This is a genomic window from Streptomyces soli (genome assembly GCF_003999195.1).
GTDB lineage: Bacteria > Actinomycetota > Actinomycetes > Streptomycetales > Streptomycetaceae > Actinacidiphila > Actinacidiphila soli.
Genome location: NZ_RJVR01000086.1, coordinates 1 through 15,798 on the forward strand (window position 1 = coordinate 1; position 15,798 = coordinate 15,798).

At 69.8% G+C, this 15,798-nt stretch carries 15 protein-coding genes and 2 pseudogenes; 11 read left to right on the plus strand and 6 right to left on the minus strand.

The genetic code is table 11. The features are described from left to right. Positions 1–113 precede the first annotated feature (113 nt). Positions 114–407 carry a hypothetical protein gene (locus EFK10_RS06930; protein WP_127354866.1) on the minus strand — a complete coding sequence of 98 codons (294 nt, stop codon included), beginning with the start codon at positions 405–407 and terminating at the stop codon, positions 114–116. Between the two features lie 167 nt (positions 408–574). Here EFK10_RS06930 and EFK10_RS06935 point away from each other — a divergent pair, with 167 nt between their 5' ends. From EFK10_RS06935 to EFK10_RS06945, 3 genes are all read left to right on the plus strand, one after another. Beyond that, on the plus strand, positions 575–937 hold the full coding sequence (locus EFK10_RS06935; RefSeq protein WP_127354867.1) for a hypothetical protein: 363 nt from the start codon (positions 575–577) through the stop codon (positions 935–937). Between the two features lie 324 nt (positions 938–1,261). After that, complete coding sequence (locus EFK10_RS06940) at positions 1,262–2,458, plus strand: L,D-transpeptidase (protein WP_240677048.1); 1,197 nt, start codon at positions 1,262–1,264, stop codon at positions 2,456–2,458. Positions 2,459–2,767: 309 nt separating this feature from the next. Next, the gene (locus EFK10_RS06945) at positions 2,768–3,289 is read left to right on the plus strand and encodes a hypothetical protein (protein ID WP_127354869.1); all 522 of its coding nucleotides are present in this window, start codon (positions 2,768–2,770) and stop codon (positions 3,287–3,289) included. Here EFK10_RS06945 and EFK10_RS06950 read toward each other — a convergent pair. Both EFK10_RS06950 and xylB read right to left on the minus strand, forming a co-directional pair. Further along, entirely contained in the window at positions 3,268–4,446 is a 1,179-nt protein-coding gene (locus EFK10_RS06950) for an ROK family protein (RefSeq protein WP_240677045.1), read from the minus strand. The two genes, EFK10_RS06945 and EFK10_RS06950, sit on opposite strands and share 22 nt — an antisense overlap. Before the next feature lie 51 nt (positions 4,447–4,497). Further along, a complete protein-coding gene (gene xylB / locus EFK10_RS06955; RefSeq protein ID WP_127354871.1) occupies positions 4,498–5,904 on the minus strand; it encodes a xylulokinase in 1,407 nt (468 codons plus the stop codon). A gap of 74 nt (positions 5,905–5,978) precedes the next feature. Between xylB and xylA the strand changes: the two genes are divergently transcribed. Further along, on the plus strand, positions 5,979–7,148 hold the full coding sequence (gene xylA, locus EFK10_RS06960) for a xylose isomerase (RefSeq protein WP_127354872.1): 1,170 nt from the start codon (positions 5,979–5,981) through the stop codon (positions 7,146–7,148). Between the two features lie 72 nt (positions 7,149–7,220). Here xylA and EFK10_RS49680 read toward each other — a convergent pair. Beyond that, positions 7,221–7,439 (minus strand): annotated as a pseudogene (locus tag EFK10_RS49680) (prolyl aminopeptidase); the annotation flags it as partial. Positions 7,440–8,078: 639 nt separating this feature from the next. On the opposite strand from EFK10_RS49680, the gene EFK10_RS06970 reads away from it, so the two are divergent. From EFK10_RS06970 to EFK10_RS06985, 4 genes are all read left to right on the plus strand, one after another. Next, positions 8,079–9,503 (plus strand): ABC transporter permease, encoded by a 1,425-nt coding sequence (locus EFK10_RS06970; protein ID WP_127354873.1) that lies wholly within the window; start codon positions 8,079–8,081, stop codon positions 9,501–9,503. Between the two features lie 143 nt (positions 9,504–9,646). Beyond that, positions 9,647–10,348 carry an ABC transporter ATP-binding protein gene (locus tag EFK10_RS06975; RefSeq protein WP_127354874.1) on the plus strand — a complete coding sequence of 234 codons (702 nt, stop codon included), beginning with the start codon at positions 9,647–9,649 and terminating at the stop codon, positions 10,346–10,348. A gap of 192 nt (positions 10,349–10,540) precedes the next feature. Continuing rightward, positions 10,541–12,001, plus strand: a complete 1,461-nt coding sequence (locus EFK10_RS06980; RefSeq protein WP_127354875.1) for an ABC transporter permease — start codon at positions 10,541–10,543, stop codon at positions 11,999–12,001. Positions 12,002–12,052: 51 nt separating this feature from the next. Continuing rightward, positions 12,053–12,742 (plus strand): ABC transporter ATP-binding protein, encoded by a 690-nt coding sequence (locus tag EFK10_RS06985; RefSeq protein ID WP_127354876.1) that lies wholly within the window; start codon positions 12,053–12,055, stop codon positions 12,740–12,742. 206 nt (positions 12,743–12,948) lie between these two features. Here EFK10_RS06985 and EFK10_RS47105 read toward each other — a convergent pair whose 3' ends face one another. Further along, entirely contained in the window at positions 12,949–13,098 is a 150-nt protein-coding gene (locus tag EFK10_RS47105) for a hypothetical protein (RefSeq protein ID WP_164835867.1), read from the minus strand. Positions 13,099–13,301: 203 nt separating this feature from the next. Here EFK10_RS47105 and EFK10_RS06990 point away from each other — a divergent pair, with 203 nt between their 5' ends. The 3 genes from EFK10_RS06990 to EFK10_RS07000 are packed head-to-tail and all read left to right on the plus strand — an operon-like array spanning position 13,302 to position 15,208. Beyond that, a complete protein-coding gene (locus tag EFK10_RS06990) occupies positions 13,302–13,643 on the plus strand; it encodes a WXG100 family type VII secretion target (RefSeq protein ID WP_127354877.1) in 342 nt (113 codons plus the stop codon). Between the two features lie 53 nt (positions 13,644–13,696). Next, positions 13,697–14,773, plus strand: a complete 1,077-nt coding sequence (locus EFK10_RS06995) for a WXG100-like domain-containing protein (RefSeq protein ID WP_127354878.1) — start codon at positions 13,697–13,699, stop codon at positions 14,771–14,773. Positions 14,774–14,797: 24 nt separating this feature from the next. Continuing rightward, entirely contained in the window at positions 14,798–15,208 is a 411-nt protein-coding gene (locus tag EFK10_RS07000) for a hypothetical protein (RefSeq protein ID WP_127354879.1), read from the plus strand. 16 nt (positions 15,209–15,224) lie between these two features. Here EFK10_RS07000 and EFK10_RS07005 read toward each other — a convergent pair. After that, positions 15,225–15,744 (minus strand): annotated as a pseudogene (locus EFK10_RS07005) (substrate-binding domain-containing protein); the annotation flags it as partial. Positions 15,745–15,798: the final 54 nt, after the last annotated feature.

A 15,798-nucleotide genomic window follows, 5' to 3' on the forward strand; every position in this document is an offset into this window, starting at 1 on the left:
GTGGTCGGCGTGGGTCCTGACCGCTTCCTGGCGCCGGATCTGGCGGCGGCGTACGAGTTCGTACGGTCCGGTGGGCTGACGGCGGCCGCGGAGTCCGTTACGGGGCCGCTGGCCTAGGCCAGCGGGCCGGCCTCCGCCTCGCGCGAGCGGCGGGTGGCGTTGACGAGGAGAGCCGCGCCCATGCCGAGGAAGGCGGTACCGCCGACCAGGTAGGGCGTGGTGTTGACGCTGCCCGTGTCGGCCAGCTGCTGCTGGCTGTCGGCGGTGGTCGCGGACGTCTGGACCGTGGTGGCGGCCTTGGTCGTGACGTGCTCGGCGCTCGCGGAGGCGTTCGGCACGAAATAGAGCGCGCCGAGGACGGTGGCCGCGGCGGCGGCGATGAAAACGGGCGGGCGGTGCGAGGTCAACGGATCCCCCAGCGGTAGCGGCGACTTGACCGTGGAGGCCGATGGTAGTGAGCCGGTGGGCCCGGTGGGAAGCTCAGACCCGGAAGACTTCCCTCCGGTCACCCTTTGTCCGCATAATGCGCGCCGCCTCCGCCTGAGTGGCCCCCGCGCCGCCTACGCTCCGTCGCATGAGCACTACTGACATCCCCCGCGGCGAGAGCGGACCGCGCTACGTACGCCTCCAGGTCGAGCTCGTCCTGGAGGTCAATGACCAGGACCGGCTGACCGGCGCCGCGCTCGACCACATCGTCGCCGACGAATTCATGCCGGACGAGGAGCGGTCGCACGCGGAAGCGGCCGTCAGACAGGACGAGTCGGAGGCGCTGGCCTATCTGGTCGACCCCTTCGACCTCGTCGCGACAGTGCCCGGGATCGAATTGGTACAGGCGTCCTGGTCCTGTGCCCACACCGAGTATGATCCGGACTCCGACGAGTGGGATCTCTACGAAGACGAAGATGTCGCCGCGGATGAGGAACCGGACGGGCCCTGAACCCGTCTCAGACTGTGCGTGATTCATAGGCCCCGGGCTCATCATGGTCCGGGGTTTCCATGTGCCAGGCACGCAACCGCACGTGGCCTTCCCCACAGTTTCCCGAGGTGGGGAACGGACCAAAGACCCTGGAAGTTCCACAACGTACGACTGAGGCTCGAATGAGGGCCGCGGCTCGCGATGCACGGGTGCAGGCGGGCTGGGGGAACGCGTACCGAAGAACCATTGGAGATTCGTGTGAAGCCGTCCGACTCCGGCACCGGCATAGCCAACGATCCGCGCCCGACTGTCACGCGACGGCGCGGCCTCGCCGCCATCGCCGCCATGGTCGCAGGCGGAGCGGTCACGCTGACCGCCTGCGGTGGCAACAAAAGCAGCGCCGCCGGCTCCGGCTCCAACGCGGTGAAGTCCGAGCAGTCGGCGGGCGCCGCGGCCGCCAAGGACACCTCGGACGCCAGCATCACCATCACGCCGGGGGACAACAAGACCAACGCCTCCATCCAGAGCTCGGGTGTGGTCACGGTCACCAAGGGCACGCTGATATCCGTGTCCCTGAAGACCGACGCGGGCAGCAAGGTCTCGGGGACTCTGTCGACCGACCGCACGAGCTGGAAGCCGGACGCCCAGCTGCAGCGCGCCACCAAGTACCAGGTGGTCGCGACGGCTGAGGACGGCCAGAAGCGCCAGGTGGTCGAGAACGCCACCTTCACCACCGTCTCCCAGGCCAACAGCTTCATCGGCTACTTCACGCCGGACAACGGCACCACGGTCGGTGTCGGTATGCCGGTGTCGTTCAACTTCGACAAGGCGATCACCAACAAGAAGGCCGTTCAGCAGGCGATCACGGTCACCACCAGCACCGGCCAGGAGGTCGTCGGCCACTGGTTCAGCGACACCCGCCTGGACTTCCGGCCGGAGCAGTACTGGGCGGCCTACTCGACCATCACCGTCAAGATCGCGCTGGACGGTGTCGAGGGCGCCAGCGGCGTCTACGGCGTCCAGTCGAAGACGGTGACGTTCAAGATCGGCCGCAAGCAGGTCTCCACGGCCGACGACAAGACCAAGACGATGACCGTGGTCCGCGACGGCAAGACGATCCGCACCATCCCGGTCTCGCTGGGCGCGCCGGGGACCACGACCTACAACGGCATCATGGTCATGTCCGAGAAGCTCAAGCAGACCCGGATGAACAGTCAGACGGTCGGCCTTGGCAAGGCGTACGACATCAAGGACGTGCCCCACGCCATCCGGCTGACCACCTCCGGCACCTTCGTGCACGGCAATTACTGGCGCCCGGTGTCGATCTTCGGCCACACCGACACCAGCCACGGCTGCATCGGCCTGCACGACACCAAGGGCGGCAACGACACCTCGACGCCCGCCTACTGGTTCTACAACAACTCGATCCTCGGCGACGTTGTGATCGTCAAGAACTCGCCCGACAAGACGGTCAGCCCGGACAACGGCTTCAGCGACTGGAACCTCTCCTGGTCCGCTTGGAAGGCCGGCAGCGCGGTCTGACCGACGACGGGGTCTGATCGACCACGGCAGGCGCGGGGGCCCGGGACCTTTCGGTTCCGGGCCCCTCCCTCTTTCTCCGGACCCTCAACCAACAACATCTGGGGCAGCGGCGCCGGCAGCCAGTGCGCCTGGGCCAACTCCGGTAGCAACTTCGGCGTCTGGCCCAGCACCCCGACACCGGCGGCATCAAGTCCTACCCGAACTCGACCTCTCCTTCAGCTGACACCTCTGATCTTGCTCAAGTCGTGGTTCCCGCCGCCGGGCGCGTGGAAAGCTGCCCGCAGAGCATGCATCAGAGGGGGAATCGCCGTGCGACAGAAGCACATCATCAGCACTGCCGCCGTGGCGCTCGGCATCCTGCTGGGCGCCACGGCCTTCTCCGACTCGACGCCGGCCACGGCGAAGCCCGCGAAGGCGTCCTCGTCGGCGAAGGCGTCCACGTCGGCCAAGGCGGCCGACGCAGCTGATGCGGCCGAGCAGAAGTGGATCAAGGTGGCGCAGACCGTGCTCACGCAGAGCACGGACTCCCGCTTCATCGCCGGTGGCGGAGCCGGCTTCCAGTACCCGTCCGGCAACGGGGACTCCGCCATCGCGGCAGACTCGGGCGTCGTGGTGGAAGTGGCGTGCGGTGGCACCGGCTCGATCGCCGTCCACCTGACCTCGGGTACCGACTTCGGCCAGCACGAGGTCAGCGAGACCCTGACGTGCGCCGAAGGCGCGACCACCAACCACCGCATTCCCTACCGGCTCGCCGGGAAGGGCCTGATGGTCGCGGTCGACCCCGCCAAGGGCAGCGCGGGCGGCTACGCCTACGCCGTACTCAAGGCCTGAGCGTAGCCCTGCGGGTCGTCCAGCACTCCCCGGACCGCGCTGTACGCGGCGCCCAGCAGCACCCCGTCGCGGCCCAGCCGGGACACCAGCAGGGCCTCGGCCGGCCACTGGCGGTCAGTGACCCGGTGCGTCAACTCCCGTTCCAGGGAAGGGCGCAGCCACGGCGCCAGTTCGGCGAGGGGGCCGCCGAGGACGACAGCCTGCGGGTCGAGCAGATTCACCGCGCCGCTCAGTGCGATGCCGAAGGCCTGCCCGGCGGCGGCCAACGCCTTCAGTGCCGCCAAGTCGGCGTCTGCGGCGGCCGCGTGCAGTGCCTTGAGGGCGCCGGGCTGTTCCGGGGGGATCCCGGCGGCCCGGAGGACGGCCTCCTCGCCGGCGTACTGCTCCAGGCAGCCCCGCGCCCCGCACGAGCAGCGCGGCCCGTTGGGGTGCACGGGTACGTGGCCGAGTTCCCCGGCGAAGCCGCGCGCGCCCCGGAAGAGCTGCCCGTCGACGATGAGGGCGGCCCCGATGCCGATCTCGGCCGAGACATGGATGAAGTCGGTGACCGCGGTGTCGTGGCCGCCCAGCCACAGTTCGGCGAGGGCACCGAGGTTCGCCTCGTTGTCGATGCCGGCCGGCGCCGGTACCTGGACGTTTTCCCAGCCGAGGTTGGGGGCCCGCACCACGGTCCGCCGGTCCCGGCCCACCAGCCCCGGCACGGCGACGGTCAGCCCGGCGGCCCGCAGCCCGAGATTTTCGGCCTCGGTCTGTACGTCGCCGATCAGCGCCGTCAGCTCCCGCAGGACGTCGGCGGGCGGCCGGTCGCGGTTGTGCGCCTCCACGGAGGCCCGGACCCGTACGACGCCGCGCAAGTCCACCGCGCAGGCCGCGAGGTGGTCGACGCCGACCTCCGCCCCGATGCCGGCCGGGCCGCTGTCGTTGAGGGCGAGGGCGGTGCCGGGGCGGCCGACGGTGCCGGGGCGTTGCGTACCCAGCTCCACGAGCAGCCCGGCGCCCAGCAGTTCGTCGACGAGGGTCGACACCGTCGCGCGGGTCAGCCCGACCTCGGCGGCCACGGCGGCCCGGGAGATCTCACCGCGCGCGGCGACGGCATGCGCCACCAGTGCCAGGTTGTGGCGGCGCAGTCCCGACTGCGATCCGGGGCCCTTGGGCACGCTGCGGTTCCTCACTTCCTTCGGACGTCGATCAGTTGATCGCCTCCACCCTCACGCGGTGCCGAACGCCCGCGCAAGCTCACCGCCCAGCCGGGCCAGCCCCGCGTCGTCCCGGGCCAGCGGCTCGTACAGCGGTCCCTCCGCCGTGCGCCAGCGCCGGGCGACCTCGGCGGGCGCTTCGCCGGTGAGGAGCCCGGCGGCCTGCGCGGCGGCACCGAGGGCGACCAACTCGTCCGCCACGGGGACCTGCACGGCGCGCCCGGACAGCCGGCGTACCGTCTCGCGCCAGGCCGTGCCCCGCGCGCCGCCCCCGATGAGGAGCAGGGGCGCGTCGGAGGGGGCGCCGTCGACCGCCAGCACCTGGTCGAGCGCGGCGAGCAGGGCGTACGCGGCCCCCTCGTACGCGGCCTGAAGGACCTGGCCGGGGGTCGTGTCGTGGCGGAGGCCGCTCAGGACGCCCGAGGCGTACGGCAGATTCGGTGTGCGCTCGCCGTCGAGGAAGGGCAGCAGGGTCACCGAGCCCCCGGGATCCACGGCCTCGCGGTCGAGTGAGAGCAGGGCGGCGACCTTGTCCACCGCGAGCGTGCAGTTCAGGGTGCAGGCGAGCGGCAGCCAGCCGCCGTGCGCCCCGGCGAACCCGGCGACCGTCCCGGAGGCGTCGGCGGGGCGTGTCACGGACGGGGTGTACACGGTGCCGGAGGTGCCGAGGCTGAGCGCCGCCTGCCCCGCCGCCAGGCCGAGCCCGAGCGCGGCGGCGGCGTTGTCCCCGGTCCCGGAGGCGACGAGGGCGCCCTCGCGCACCCCTAGCCCCGGGAGGGTGACCCCGGCCGCCTCGCCGGGGCCCAGGACGCGGGGGAGCAGCGCGGGGTCGAGCCCGATGGTGTCCAGCAGCCCTTCGTCGTACGCCTCGGCCTGCGTCGACCACCAGCCGGTGCCGGACGCGTCGCCCCGGTCGGTGACGGCGGCCCCGGACAGCCGCTCGGTGAGGAAGTCGTGCGGCAGCCGCACCGCCGCTGCGGCCTTGGCGACGTCGGGCTCGTTCTCGTGGAGCCACGCCCACTTGGTCACCGTGAAACTGGCGCCCGGCACGCTCCCGAACCGCCCGGCCCACCACCCGGCCCCGTGCCGCTCGACCAGTGCGGCGGCCTGCGGCGCGGACTGTACGTCGTTCCACAGCAGCGCCGGCCGCAGCGGCCGCCCCTGGCCGTCCAGCACGACCAGCCCGTGCTGCTGCCCGCCGACCGAGACCGCGTCGGCGCGCCGGGCGTGCTCCCCGACCTGCGCCAGCGCATCGCCGAGCGCCCGCCACCACACCTCGGGGTCGGTCTCGCGGGCCGCGCCCTCACTGACGACGTGCCTGGCCTGTCCCCGGGCCAGCACCTGCCCGCTGTCGGGGTCGACGGCGAGCACTTTCGTCGACTGCGTGGAGCTGTCCACTCCGAGTACGACGCGTCCCATAACTGCGGCTCCCTTCACAACACGGCTTCCGCATACTAATTTGTTCAGCGGTCTTACGAATAGGAGCCGCAGCCATGAGTTTCACCCCGACCCCCGACGACAAGTTCACCTTCGGTCTCTGGACGGTCGGCTGGCAGGGCCGCGACCCGTTCGGCGACGCGACCCGTCCCGCCCTCGACCCGGTCGAGACCGTCACAAAGCTCGCCGAGCTCGGCGCGCACGGAGTCACCTTCCACGACGACGACCTGATCCCGTTCGGCTCCGACGAAACCGCCCGCGAGTCGCACATCAAGCGCTTCCGCCAGGCCCTGGACGCCACCGGCATGAAGGTCCCGATGGCGACCACCAACCTCTTCACCCACCCCGTCTTCAAGGACGGCGCCTTCACGGCCAACGACCGGGACGTCCGCCGCTACGCCCTCCGCAAGACCATCCGCAACATCGACCTCGCAGCCGAGCTGGGCGCCCGGACCTACGTCGCCTGGGGCGGCCGCGAAGGCGCCGAGTCCGGCGCCGCCAAGGACGTACGCGTCGCCCTGGACCGCCTGAAGGAGGCCTTCGACCTCCTCGGCGAGTACGTCCTCTCCCAGGGCTACGACCTGCGCTTCGCCGTCGAGCCCAAGCCCAACGAGCCCCGCGGCGACATCCTCCTCCCCACCGTCGGCCACGCCCTCGCCTTCATCAACGAGCTCGCCCACCCCGAGCTGGTCGGCGTCAACCCCGAGGTCGGCCACGAGCAGATGGCCGGCCTCAACTTTCCGCACGGCATCGCCCAGGCCCTCTGGCACGGCAAGCTCTTCCACATCGACCTCAACGGCCAGTCCGGCATCAAGTACGACCAGGACCTCCGCTTCGGCGCCGGCGACCTGCGCTCCGCCTTCTGGCTCGTCGACCTCCTGGAGTCCGCCGGCTACTCCGGCCCCCGCCACTTCGACTTCAAGCCCCCGCGCACCGAGGACTTCGACGGCGTCTGGGCCTCCGCCGCCGGCTGCATGCGCAACTACCTCATCCTCAAGGACCGCTCCGCCGCCTTCCGCGCCGACCCCGAGGTCCAGAAGGCTCTCAAGGCCTCCCGCCTCGACCAGCTCGCCCTCACCACCCTCGGCGCCGGTGAAACCCTCACCGACCTCCTCGCCGACCGTACCGCCTTCGAGGACTTCGACCTCACCGCCGCCGCCGACCGGGGCCTCGCCTTCGAACACCTCGACCAGCTCGCCCTGGACCACCTCATGGGCGCCCGCTGACGCCGTACGCGTATCTCCTGGGGCCGCCCGCGGCGGCCGGGTGGCCCCGGCGGCCGCGCTGAACCCAGCCCGCTACGCCGGCCCCTGTCGGGCGAACCGGTCGAGGGCGGCCAGCACCAGGTCGCGCGTCGTGGCGGTGCCCTGGTGGCCGGCGTCGTTGATGACGGTGAGGTGGGCGTCGGGCCAAACGTGGGCAAGGTCCCAGGCGGTGGTGAGGGGGGCGGCCAGGTCGAGGCGGCCATGGATGAGGACGCCGGGGATGCCGGAGAGGCGGAGTACGTGGCGCGGCAGCTCAGCGAGGCCTTGCCGTTGGGCTTCATCGTGCGGTGGAAGACGCAGTGCTTGACCGTGTGGCCGTCCAGCTTGACGTCGATCGTGATGACGGCGTGGACCGGGTCGCCGGAGGCGGTGCCGAGGGGGTCGTAGACCAGGTTCTGGATGGAGAACTTGGCGGTGCAACTGGAGTTGTAGCAGGGGCTGAAGCGGGGCTTGCCGGTGGTGGAGAAGCTGATGTCGGGGTCGACGGCGGCGGTGACCACGCCCGCGATGATGAGAGCCGGCCCGCGTCTTCGCCGGGGCGGTCCGCCCACCGAGGGCGGATAGGGCGCGTAGGCGGGCGGGGGCGGAGTGGCCGGATAGTGGCCCGACGGGTGGGCCTGGGGCGGGAGTTGTGGAGGCGGTGGCCCGAAACCGCCTGCGTTCCATGGTGATTGACCTGACATGTCTGCTTCCCCCCACCTTGGAGCGGCCCCCAACGCCCCACTCTCATACCCGCGTTAGTGCGCTTCTCATTCAGCGGCCGGCCTTCTCATGTGCCCCACATTCGCGGCTCAGTGTTCCGTAAACATCAGTCCATAGCTTTCTCGCGTGGCCCCGCACGGGCTGTCCTGCAACCCACACTCCCCACGGGGCGATACGCGAGGATTTGGCATGTTTCTCATCTATCTCAGGCGTGAGCTGCGCCGTCGCAAGAAAGCGGCCCTGGTCATCTCCATGGGGCTCGCACTGGGTATCGCTCTGGTCATCACCGTGAACTCGGTGTCGGCAGGTATGACAGCCGCTCAGGACAAGGTGCTGCAGTCGCTCTACGGCCTCGGTACGGACATGACCGTCACCAAGGCACAGACGAGCACCACCAGCACCAACGGCACTCCGAAGTTCAGCTTCGGCGCCAAGGACGACAGCAGCAAGACACAGAGCTCCGACAACGTGAGGGTCCAGGGCTTCCAGACCCTGAAGTCCACCGTCGTCACCCAGGTCTCCGCGCAGAAGGGCGTCGACCAGGCGGTCGGCGGTCTCAGCCTCTCCGTGACCAAGGTCGACGGCTCCTTCACGCAGGGCAAGGCCCAGTCCACGACTGGTAGCGGCCAGCGCGGCAGTACCGGCGGCCAGCCGAAGGTGCAGGGCGGCGGCGCCGACTTCAGCGTCAACAGCTACACCGTCTACGGCACCGATGTCGCGAACCTGGACCTCGGCCCGATGACCACCTCGAAGATCACCAAGGGCGTCGACTTCACGAGTTCGCAGTCCAACTCGAAGGTCGTGGTCGTCGACAGCGCGTACGCCAAGACCAAGAAGTACTCGGTCGGCGACAGCATCACCATCAGCGGCACCAAGTTCAAGATCATTGGTATTGCCACGGCCGACAGCGGTGACTCCACCGCGAACGTCTACATCCCGCTGAAGCAGGCGCAGACCCTCTCGGACTCCAAGGACCTGGTCACGACGGTCTACGTCAAGGCCACGGACTCCAAGCAGATCGACACCGTCAAGGCGACGATCCAGAAGAACGTCTCCGGGACCACGGTCACCACCTCCGCCGACCTGGCCTCCACGGTCTCCGGTTCGCTCTCCACCGCCTCCAACCTCGCGACCAGCGTGGGCAAGTGGCTGTCCATCGCCGTTCTGATCGCCGCCTTCCTGGTGGCCGCGCTGCTGACCTCCTCGGCCGTCAGCCGCCGGGTCCGTGAGTTCGGCACCCTGAAGGCGCTGGGCTGGAAGTCCGGCCGTGTCACCCGCCAGGTCATGGGCGAGGCCTTCGTCAACGGCCTGCTGGGCGGCGCCCTCGGTATCGCTCTCGGCCTGGCCGGCGCCTACACCGTGACCGCGATCAGCCCGACCCTCACCGCGTCCCTCGGCTCCACCTCCTCCGGTGGCGGCCCCGGCGGTGGTGGCCGTCCCGGCCAGCAGGCGGCCGCCAAGGCGATCGACATCGCCCTCACCGCGCCGGTCAGCGTCAACACCATCGCCATCGCGGTCGCCCTCGCCGTCGCGGGTGGCCTGATCGCCGGCACCTTCGGCGGCTGGCGCGCCTCGCGCCTGCGCCCGGCCGACGCGCTGCGCCGCGTCGAGTAGCAGGCAACGGTTCGTACGACGACGTACGAGCCCTACGAGACCGGGCGTCGGGCCCCCTCCTTCCCCCCGGGGGGTCCGGCGCCCGACACACCACCCCCTCCCTCGCAGACTTTCACGACGATCGAAACCCCAGGAGTCACCCCATGTACAAGCTGAGCGGCGTGACCAAGCAGTACTCACGCGGCAAGGAGACGGTGCACGCCCTGCGCGGCATCGATCTGGTCATCGAGGACGGCGACCAGGTCGTCATCCAGGGCCCGACCGGCGGCGGCAAGTCCACGCTGCTGCAGATGCTGGGCGCACTGGACCGGCCGACCGCCGGCAGCATCGAGTTCGACGGCGTCGACATCGCGAAGCTGAGCGAGACGAAGCTGACCCGGCTGCGGGCCGAGAAGATCGGCATCATCTTCCAGAGCTTCAACCTCATCCCGACCCTCACCGCCCAGGAGAACGTCGAGACGGCCCTGGCCCCGATGGGCACCAAGCCCGCCGAGCGCCGCCGCCTCGCCGCCGAGGCACTGGAGTCCGTCGGCCTGGGCGAGCGGCTGCACCACCTCCCCGGCGAGTTGTCGGGTGGTCAGCAGCAGCGCGTCGCCATCTCCCGGGCGCTGGTGAAGAAGCCCAAGGTGCTGCTCGCCGACGAGCCCACCGGCGCCCTCGACGAGGGCACCCGCGACGAGATCCTGGCGCTGCTCGACGGCCTGTGGAAGGAGTACGGACTGACCTTCATCATGGTCACCCACGACTCCCACATCGCCAAGAGCGCTCCGCGCCTCGCCACCATCAAGGCCGGCCAGGTCACCATCACCGACCAGGCCCGCCAGACGGCGCCCGTGTCGTACTGAACGACTGAGCATCGGATGAGCGTGGCGTGAGGCGCGGATGAGGGTTTCTCATCTTCCTCTTACCTACGCCTCACACGTTCATCACAGCTGATTCCTACCGTCGCCACAGCGGGAGGGAGGCACCTCTGCCTCCCTCCCGCTATCCATCCTGAACAGATCCCCCGCAATGGGGCGGCATCGGCGAGGAATCGCATGTTCTTCACATACCTCCGGCGCGAGCTGCGCCGCCGCAAAAAAGCGGCGATCGTCATCTCGATGGGCCTCGCCCTCGGGATCGCGCTGGTCATCACGGTCAACTCGGTTTCCGCCGGCATGTCGCAGGCCCAGGGCAAGGTGCTGCAGTCGCTGTACGGACTCGGCACCGACATGACTGTCAGCAAGGCGGCAGCTGCGGCGTCGAGCACGTCCGGTCAGCCCCGGTTCAACTTCGGCGCACGAGATGACAGCAAGAACCAGAGCAGCGACCGCGTCATGGTCCAGGGCTTCGAGACGCTGAAGTCGTCCGTCGTCACCCAGGTCGCCGACCAGACCGGCGTCAAGAAGGCCGTCGGCGGGCTGAGCCTGTCGGTCATCAAGGTCAGCGGTACGTTCGACCGCGGCACCTTCAAGCAGAACCAGAGCGCCGGCGGCAAGCCCGGCGGCGGTGGCAGCGGTGCGCCCCAGGGCCAGGTGCAGGGCGGGGGCGCCGACTTCAGCATCAACTCCTTCAGCGTCTACGGCACCGACGTCGCCAACCTCGACCTCGGCCCGCTGACCTCCTCGAAGATCACCAGCGGCAAGGGCTTCACCAGCGCCGACACCAACGCCAAGGTCGTCGTCCTCGACAAGTCGTACGCCAAGACCAAGAAGCTGACGGTCGGCGACAGCGTCACCATCAGCGGCACCAAGTTCAAGGTCATCGGCATCGCGACCGCCGACAGCGGCGACTCCGCCGCCAACGCGTACATCCCGCTCCAGCGGGCCCAGACGCTGGCCGACTCCAAGGACAAGGTCACGACGGTCTACGTCCAGGCCGCGGACTCCAAGAAGATCAGCGCCGTCAAGACCGCGATCCAGAAGAACATCTCCGGCACCACGGTCACCACCTCGGCCGACCTCGCCGACACCGTCTCCGGATCCCTGTCGACTGCCTCCAACTTGGCCACCAGCGTGGGCAAGTGGCTGTCCATCGCCGTTCTGATCGCCGCCTTCCTGGTGGCCGCGCTGCTGACCTCCTCGGCCGTCAACCGCCGGGTCCGTGAGTTCGGCACGCTCAAGGCACTGGGCTGGAAGTCCGGCCGTGTCACCCGCCAGGTCATGGGCGAGGCCTTCGTCAACGGCCTGCTCGGCGGCGCCCTCGGCATCGCTCTCGGCCTCGCCGCCGCCTACACCGTGACCGCGATCAGCCCGACCCTCACCGCGTCCCTCGGCTCCACCGCCGGTGCCGGTGCGGGTCCCGGTGCCGGAGGCGGTGGCAGGTTCGGCGGCGCGGGCGGCCCCGGTCAGCAGGCGGCCTCCAAGGCCCTGAAGATCGCCCTCGAAGCCCCGGTCAGCGTCAACACCATCGTCCTCGCCGTGGCCCTCGCCGTCGCGGGTGGCCTGATCGCCGGCACCTTCGGAGGCTGGCGCGCCTCGCGCCTGCGCCCGGCCGACGCGCTGCGCCGCGTCGAGTAGTCGCTCGGTTCGCACCCTCTTTCCTTCTTCAGGAGTTCAGGAGTCCACCCCATGTACAAGCTGAGCGGCGTGACCAAGCAGTACTCACGCGGCAAGGACACGGTGCACGCCCTGCGCGGCATCGATCTGGTCATCGAGGACGGCGACCAACTCGTCATCCAGGGCCCCACCGGCGGCGGCAAGTCCACCCTGCTGCAGATGCTCGGCGGCCTCGACCGGCCCACCGCCGGTAGCGTCGAGCTCGACGGCGTCGACATCGCCCGCCTGAGCGAGACCAAGCTCACCAAGGTCCGCGCCGAGAACATCGGCATCATCTTCCAGAGCTTCAACCTCATCCCGACCCTCACCGCCCAGGAGAACGTCGAGACCGCCCTCGTCCCCCTCGGCCTCAAGGTCTCCGAGCGCCGCTCCCGCGCCGCCGAAGCCCTGGAATCCGTAGCCCTGGCCGAGCGCCTCCACCACCTCCCCGGCGAGCTCTCCGGCGGTCAGCAGCAGCGCGTCGCCATCGCCCGCGCACTGGTGAAGAAGCCCAAGGTCCTCCTCGCCGACGAGCCCACCGGCGCCCTCGACGAAGGCACCCGCGACGACATCCTCGCCCTCCTCGACGGCCTCTGGCAGGAGTACGGGCTGACCTTCATCATGGTCACCCACGACTCCCACATCGCCAAGCGCGCCCCCCGCGTCGCCACCATCAAAAAGGGCCAGATCACCGTCTCCGACCGCACCACGGCCACAAAGTAGACCCACCCCGGCCCTTGCCGGCCGTACCAACTCCGGAAGCCTCGTCACGGCGGTGACGGGGCTTCCGGCCTGTCCGGGAGGGCTCAGAAGAGCCAGATGATGCCGCCCACCACGACGCACAGCAGGGCTCCGACCACGCAGACCACGTACAGCATGTTGAGGACCTTTGCGAGCCAAGTCCCCTTGATCCTCTCGTCGGCCTGGGATTACGTCAGCCCTCCCCACTGGCCGAAGGTGCAGCCGGTGACGAGACACAGCAGCCCGACGGGGAGGGCCGGCAGCACGAAGAACGCGCCCGCGATCTCATAGACGGCGGGGTCACCCGGCCGCGTTCCTGCTACGTCCGCCTCTGCCACACCGCTGTTCCCTCCACAAGATCGACGACGAAGGACGCTACCGGCCCGCGGAGCGGGCCCTGACGGTTCATCGGTGCTAGTGCGGAGGGCCTGCGGAGGATCCGAGGAGGCGGCCGGACCGACTTCTGACAAATGGCCCGGCTCGGGTAGGCTGCGGCGCCTGTCTTTGCAGATCCGGTGGATGCGCCCAGGGGGACGATGACATGGCAGCTCAGCAGTTTGTGACCGATCCGGACGGCCTTCGGGCTGCGGGGGAGTCGTTCGACGGCATCGGCAAGGACCTCACGGCCGCGGCGAAGACCCTCAAGGAAACCCTTAAGGCGCTCGATACGCCCTGGGGCGGTGACACCTTCGGAAAGGCTCTGGCCATGATCTACGACCCGATCAAGGAGGGCATGGACGAGTCCATGCCGCATCTGGGCGAGGAGTTGCAGAAGATCGGCAAGTCCCTCGGGACGATGGCCGACAACTACCAGCAGAGCGACGAGGACACCGACAGCTCCATCCTCACGCTCGGCGCCCAGCGCCCCTCCATCGCTCTCTGACCGGCTCCACAACTACCTGAATTCCTGAATTCCGCACGGGGGACTGACAACGCATGTCGCTTACGCTGCCCGGCGAGGTCGCCTGGGTCCTGGACCTGCTGGGCTATGAATGGCCCGAGGCCAACGAGGACGACATCCACGCCGCCGCCGAGGCATGGCGGACCTTCGCCAACGAGATCACACAGCTGGAGAACCGGGGCCTCACCACCGCCGGGCAGGTTCTGTCCGCCAACTCCGGTGACGCGGTGGACGCCTTCAGTGCGTCCTGGCGCCGCTTCAGTGACGGCGGGGACGGCTACCTGTCGGACGCCCGGGAGACCGCCGAGATCATCGCCTTCGCGCTGGACGCCGTGGCCATCGAGGTCGTCGTCAGCAAACTCATGGTCATCGCCCAACTCGTGGCGCTCGCCTTCGAGATCATCTCCGCCCAGGCCGCCGCGCCCTTCACGTTCGGCCTCTCCGAGGCGGGGGCGCTGGGTGCCACCCAGATCACCAGGCTGGCCGTCCGCGAGATCCTGAACAAGCTGAAGCAGGCCATCGTCGAGAAGGTCACCCAGATCGTCGAGAAGGCCTCCGTCAAGGCGATCAAGGAACTGGCGGTCGACTTCCTCAAGCACAAGGCCAAGGACCTGATCGTCGACACGGTCAAGGAGAAGGCCAAGGAAAAGGCCAAGGAACTGATCGTCGACACGGCCAAGGACGCGTTCAAGCAGGGCGTGACGACCGCGGCCCAGGACGTCGTCCGGCAGGGCGTCAACGTCCACTACGGCGCGCAGGACGGTTACGACCTCCGCGGCGCGGTCGGCAAGGGCGTCGACAAGGGCGAAGAGGTCGTCCAGGACAAGGTCAGGGAGACCAAGGAGCAGGTCACCGGCCTCCCCGGCAAGGCCACCGACCCCAACACCTACATCGACGCCGCGACCGAGAAGGGCAAGGAAGCCCTCGGCAACAAGATCCAGCCCCACATCGACCGCATCACCGGCCAGAACGCGCCCGAGGCCACGGACGTTGGCAGCGGCGAAGGTGGCGACGGCGGCACCAGCGGCGAAGGCGGCGACGGCACCAGCGGCGAGAACGACGAGGGCTCCGGCAGCACCCCCCGGCGCACCGTGCGTTCGGTCTTCGGCTAGACGGAAACGGAAGAGAAGGCCGACATGTCACAGGAACACGAAGCAGAGTTCACCGACCCCGCCCTGCAGCCCGAGCAGGTCGCCCACCTCACCCGCACCCTCCGCAAGGTCGCCGACAGCGGCCTCGGCGGACCGGACCTCCAGGACGTGGCCCGGAAGTTGCTGTCGGGCCGGGTGGAGCTGCGCGACGTGCTGGACAGCCCCGCCGGGGCGCGGGCGTTCGGCGCCGGGCTGGAGCCGTTGCGGTCGAAGTGGGAGGCGCTGTCGGCCGAGGAACGGCAGGCCATCCGCGACGGCAGCCCCGAGCAGCCCGGGTCTTCCGATGCCCCGCGTACGGACGACGACGCCACCAAGCCCCGCGGCCGCCGCCCCCGCGGCCAGGCCCCGGGCTCGGCCGCCGGCGGCCACACCTCGGGCGGCTGGTCCCTGTACTGAGCTGCGGACTGAAGAGCTAAAGAAGCGGCGCCGGGCCGCTGCTGGCCCGGACCGTCAACTGCGGCTCAAGCAGCGGACTTCCTCCTTGAGCCGTCCTTCGAGCTTGGCGATGACGAGCTCGACCGCGCGGCGCCCCATCTGCTGGGCCGGGATGGCGACGGAGGTGAGCTGGGGCGCCGACTGGGTGGCGACGGCTTCGGGGCAGATGGCGACGACCGACACGTCCTCGGGCACGGCGCGGCCCTGCTGCCGCAAAAGGGTCAGCAGGGGGCCGATTCGTTCTGGACGACGAGGGCGGTGGTGTCGGGGCGTTCCTCGAAGATCCGGGAGACGGTGCCGGCCGTGGACTCGTACGTGCCCTCGTAGGGACGGTGGATGAGGCGAAGTCCGCGCGCGGCGGCGCGGGTGCGCAGGCCCTGGAGGGTGCGTTCGGCAAAGCCGGTGTGACGCTGGTAGACGGCGGGGGCTTCGCCGAGGACGGCGATGTCGCGGTGGCCGAGGTCGGCGAGGTGGTCGGAGCAGAGGGCGCCGGTGGACATATGACACGGTGCTTGCGGAGACTCCGGCGTGCCGGGCGACCTCGGCGAGCG